The 277-nt window shown below is 37.9% G+C and carries 1 protein-coding gene; it reads left to right on the top strand.

Features of this window, described 5'->3' with window-relative positions:
* On the top strand, positions 1-277 hold a 277-nt coding region (locus SCA31_RS23160; protein ID WP_410699375.1), incomplete at both ends, for an aldo/keto reductase.

Below are 277 nucleotides of genomic sequence, written 5' to 3'. Positions count from 1 at the left end.
ATGTGAATGTAGAACAATTAAAAGAGATTTATGAATCAGCAAGAATTAAACCTGCAGTGGTACAAGTAGAATCTCATCCTTATCTTCCCGAAACAGAACTTCTAGAATTTTGTAAAGAAAAAGGAATTATATTCTTGGCATTCGCACCATTAGGACATGGGATAAGACCCGGTTTGCTTGAAAATCCTGTGATTGTAGAAATTGCTGAAAGTATTCAAAAAACTCCGGCTCAAGTTCTTTTGGCGTGGGCAGTACAACGTGGGACAGCTTTGCTTAC

The organism is Chryseobacterium sp. SIMBA_028 (genome assembly GCF_046535285.1).
Lineage (GTDB): Bacteria > Bacteroidota > Bacteroidia > Flavobacteriales > Weeksellaceae > Chryseobacterium.
This window is presented reverse-complemented; position numbering and strand designations above follow the sequence as displayed.